The sequence below is a fragment of the Vibrio penaeicida genome, assembly GCF_002933855.1.
GTDB lineage: Bacteria > Pseudomonadota > Gammaproteobacteria > Enterobacterales > Vibrionaceae > Vibrio > Vibrio penaeicida_A.
In genome coordinates this window covers 1-3,452 of the sequence record NZ_BFAQ01000003.1, presented here as the reverse complement: position 1 = coordinate 3,452, position 3,452 = coordinate 1, and the positions used below count along the sequence as shown (strand labels likewise).

The following is a 3,452-nucleotide window of genomic DNA, read 5'->3' as shown; positions in this document are numbered from 1 at the left end:
GAAAATATAAAATAATCCATTTTCTTAAATGTGATATATGCGCTCATATTTGCATATTATAATACCGGGCTCGATTAAGTCAGTGCTTAGAACGTCACTCTTTACGCACCATAAAATAAATCCCCCTTCTCCCTAAAGGTTAAAAATGTTGTTTAAAATCAACCAATAATGTAATTTTGAGGGTTTAACTAGTGATGTAAATGTTTTGTTGCACGAGTCGGTAAAATGTTAGAAGCATTACGCTGCTTTTGAATGGGCGGGCACGGCACACTGCCATACGAACAAAAAACACAACAATCGTTCGCTTTTGGTTTAAGCAGTACACCGCACTCTTTACACTCGTAGAAATACTGACAGTAATCCTTAGGCATTGCCTCTAGGCTTTTGTGACCACAACTTGGGCAAACGAGTTCGGATTCAAGTTTTATTTCCATAATTTAGCCCTATGCAAACAACCTTTTATTAGCATAGTCAAATAAAGAAAATACGACACCTATTGTGTATTCAACAAGTTGTAAACTCGCTCACCCACGCATCGAAAGCTAGCTCTTGGAAGTGAACTCGACTTCCTGAGGGGTATGACGATCTTTACAGCTAATGACAACAGTGTTTGCCAGTTTATCATGCCAACCTTGCTTGCGTTTGTCCCAAGCAACCCACAATATCCCGAGACCAAGTGGCAACGCGGAAATAAAGTACCCGAGGTAGCGCACAATGTACTGCTGTAAAGTTGGTTTATCGCCTGTTTCCGCATCGACTATCTTTGCTGAAATGGCAAACTTTCCAGGAGTAGCTTGTCTATATAACCAAAACAGCATGACAGCAATCATTGGAAACACCCAACTCACTATAAAGTCAGTAAACCCAACGATGATTGCTTCACTTTCAAAATATGCCCAGCCATAAGTTGATATCAATATTGGATAAGTCAGCACCAAAATAATGACCGTATCAATTAAACTCGCCCCAACTCGTGACCAAAAGCCTGAATATTCATAAAGGTCACTCGTTTTTTTTAAAGCATTACTTTCCATAAGGTTACCTATATCAATCAAATAATAAATCTTCACGCATCACAACTTGATATTGATACTCAAATTAAGACGTCGCATTTTCAGCGACGTGAGATACATCTGTGTAGTTGGAATAGAAATCGAGTTTTAAGTAGATGTACTTGTGCAGATAATCTAAAGCTTTTATTACTTATTGTTTCCTCCCTGTTTACCAAATGCCGGTTTCAACTTGTGCGAAATATTATCCTCTATTAATTGTATGATGTGACCGTCTTCATCATACTCTTTTATATGGATTTCATATTTTCCTTCAAACCAATGGTACAGATGAAGTGAGTAGGTTTTCTCATGACATTTAACAAGATGTTGTCGGAGTCTTTTATGGAGACCTGTAGTAGAAGACCCTACATATAGGACACGAGATGGGTGATTTATTTTGCAGCACGACTTCAATTTCGTATTTTTAAACTGAATAAATAATTGAAATGTATCATCAATGTCTCCTCCTACCTCTTGAATGACATAGATACCTTTCTTAATATTTGTCGGTATATCTCTAGGGTGAGTTATAACAAAGTCTCTAATGGGCAACGCTTGTTTGGCTCTTTCACAAGCCTGTATCAGGTTATTTAGATATTCCACCTTACTGATTCCTTCCAGACATAAATAGTCGAAACTCAACGATAATTAGAACCTCTAAAGTACATCGCGTTAAAGGCTCTTTTTTGGATTTTTATAAATAGTTTTAAGCATACAAGATGCACTATTTTGTCAACCATTTTCCCATTTACTGTTGAGGTAGTGATCATATTCGGAACAATACACCGTTGGATAATCCATACCATTGTGATTGATCGTAAATATGACACCGGAAAATGTCTTATCCTCGGATTCTCGGATGAAATCTAGTCCTGCCCTTTTTTTGATCTTGAGGGAGGTTTTGTCTGTTCTCAATCTATTTGAATGCCCTAGAAAACTAATACAATGACCACTAGGGATTAAATACGTTATCATTCCATTAGACATGGAGTGTTCAGTCGTCACACTGATATCTCCTAATGTTAACCAACGTTTTTTTCTATCATTTTTCCAATTCGGCGATATCTTGAAGGTACATGGCTGCATGTCACCTCTTATTCTTTCTATACCAGTAGGATGAGAATATATATGATTATTGTCACCTTTCACTTTGATGACTTCTTTTAACCTTGAATCAATATATTTTTCAGCACCTAATATTCCAATATCTTTTACGTACTGAGCTAAACATAAATCAAACTCTTCAGGAATACTTGATTCATCCACAACCAGAATAAACAATGCAGACTCTTCCCCTCGACCAATATGGCGATCAAACAAAAGCTTGCGCTCCATAGCAACGATAGAGTCATTAGCTTTTAAAGCATAATCTGAGGAGTATATCAAAACATTAATTTTTGAGGATCGATAGATATTGAAAAGTTCTTTTCTGAGCTGTCCATTCGCTCTATCAGGTAAATGAGCAGAACAGTAACAATGAACCCCTAACCTTTGTAGTAGGATATCTAGATCTTTTGCAATCCATGCGTCTTTCTGTGTAAAAGAGAATGCAACATCATATTTTTCCATTTGTACCTCAGACTATGTTAAATATTTTGACTAAAAATTCTGGTCTCAATAAAAGTTAAACATTATCTAATCTTTAGCTGGCATCATTTGCCAGTATGGCTAGGATTCGAGATTAAACGGTTTTCAAAAGATGTTTTAGGCTTTCACATAGAACGTTCTTTATAATGTCACTATCTCGGATCCAACTTTCTTTTCTATTGAAAATATATCAAATCAAGAACATACAATATAGATGCATATCAATTTTTAATGATTTATACCTTAATCATTTAGAAAACAAACAGTTGCAATATCACTGCCCTGCACACCTTATAAAGTTGGTGAGTAATACCACATTTCATGTTCACTCATCACACTGCTCCAACATAGCCCTAACCACCTGAATGGCTTCCCCGGACTTGATTAATGCCGCGTCACAGCGATACACCTTCCAACCGAGTCGCATGGCTTCAGAGTATTTTTTGAGATCGTCCGAAAACCCTTTTCCGCGCGTATGACGACCATGATTCCAGCCACCACCTTCAATTTCTACAGCAAATTTCTGGAGGCTCCAAGCAAAATCAAATCGCCATTGCCGCACTGGGTGAAAACGAAATTCCGTCTCCGGCACAGGCAATTTCAATGCTCGTATCTGCAAGGCAAACTCCGCTTCAAGTCGACTCATCATCATGGTTATTCCTAAACCCAAATCGGCACTTCAGCTCCTGTATGATTTCCAGCGAACGATCTCGGCTAGTGGGTGAGCCGACGGGTCTTTCAGGCAGCGCTTTGGGTATCGCACCTTCAAACGACTCCCCTGCTATCACCCGTTGCAGAACTTGCCCATAGCAC

Annotated in this window: 6 protein-coding genes; all 6 read right to left on the bottom strand. The window is 38.2% G+C overall.

Annotated elements, in window-relative coordinates:
* Positions 1 to 188: 188 nt before the first annotated feature.
* Positions 189 to 434: a GDCCVxC domain-containing (seleno)protein gene (locus VPNCDNU1_RS00300; RefSeq protein ID WP_104398498.1), complete on the bottom strand. Its 246-nt coding sequence runs from the start codon at positions 432 to 434 to the stop codon at positions 189 to 191.
* 108 nt (positions 435 to 542) lie between these two features.
* On the bottom strand, positions 543 to 1,034 hold the full coding sequence (locus VPNCDNU1_RS00295) for an RDD family protein (RefSeq protein ID WP_104398497.1): 492 nt from the start codon (positions 1,032 to 1,034) through the stop codon (positions 543 to 545).
* A gap of 165 nt (positions 1,035 to 1,199) precedes the next feature.
* The gene (locus VPNCDNU1_RS00290) at positions 1,200 to 1,655 is read right to left on the bottom strand and encodes a hypothetical protein (RefSeq protein ID WP_104398496.1); all 456 of its coding nucleotides are present in this window, start codon (positions 1,653 to 1,655) and stop codon (positions 1,200 to 1,202) included.
* Between the two features lie 129 nt (positions 1,656 to 1,784).
* Entirely contained in the window at positions 1,785 to 2,621 is an 837-nt protein-coding gene (locus tag VPNCDNU1_RS00285; protein WP_104398495.1) for a hypothetical protein, read from the bottom strand.
* Positions 2,622 to 2,964: 343 nt separating this feature from the next.
* Positions 2,965 to 3,291 carry a hypothetical protein gene (locus VPNCDNU1_RS00280; RefSeq protein WP_237324039.1) on the bottom strand — a complete coding sequence of 109 codons (327 nt, stop codon included), beginning with the start codon at positions 3,289 to 3,291 and terminating at the stop codon, positions 2,965 to 2,967.
* Positions 3,272 to 3,452: hypothetical protein (locus VPNCDNU1_RS28760; RefSeq protein WP_201797096.1), on the bottom strand; the 181-nt coding region annotated here is incomplete at its 5' end. The genes VPNCDNU1_RS28760 and VPNCDNU1_RS00280, both read right to left, overlap by 20 nt.

Coding starts and splice junctions, on each gene's coding strand:
- VPNCDNU1_RS00295 (WP_104398497.1), bottom strand. CDS start 1,034: ATGGAAAGTAATGCTTTAAAAAAAACGAGTGACCTTTATGAATATTCA.
- VPNCDNU1_RS00280 (WP_237324039.1), bottom strand. CDS start 3,291: ATGATGATGAGTCGACTTGAAGCGGAGTTTGCCTTGCAGATACGAGCA.
- VPNCDNU1_RS00285 (WP_104398495.1), bottom strand. CDS start 2,621: ATGGAAAAATATGATGTTGCATTCTCTTTTACACAGAAAGACGCATGG.
- VPNCDNU1_RS00300 (WP_104398498.1), bottom strand. CDS start 434: ATGGAAATAAAACTTGAATCCGAACTCGTTTGCCCAAGTTGTGGTCAC.